Raw genomic sequence first — 285 nt, forward strand, 5'->3', positions numbered from 1 at the left:
AGAATATGGTGGAGGGAGACGGATTCGAACCATCGAAGGCAGTGCCGGCAGATTTACAGTCTGCTCCCTTTGGCCACTCGGGAACCCCTCCAGGGTGTGTCTTACTCTTCACAAAGTAAGCCTAAATTGATGTTTTCCCATAAGCCCATCAATCAGGTTTTTCTCTTAACTCGTAAAAGAGGTAAGAAGAATATGGTGGAGGGAGACGGATTCGAACCATCGAAGGCAGTGCCGGCAGATTTACAGTCTGCTCCCTTTGGCCACTCGGGAACCCCTCCAGGGTGT

The 285-nt window shown here is 50.5% G+C and carries 2 tRNA genes; both read right to left on the reverse strand.

Annotated features, from left to right (window positions below):
* Positions 1-6: 6 nt before the first annotated feature.
* A tRNA-Tyr gene (locus QQ041_RS22165) sits at positions 7-91 on the reverse strand.
* A 102-nt stretch (positions 92-193) separates the two neighbouring features.
* Positions 194-278 (reverse strand) — tRNA-Tyr (locus QQ041_RS22170).
* Positions 279-285 lie beyond the last annotated feature (7 nt).

The sequence above is a fragment of the Vibrio sp. TMPB1044 genome, assembly GCF_030442075.1.
Taxonomy (GTDB): domain Bacteria; phylum Pseudomonadota; class Gammaproteobacteria; order Enterobacterales; family Vibrionaceae; genus Vibrio; species Vibrio satsumensis.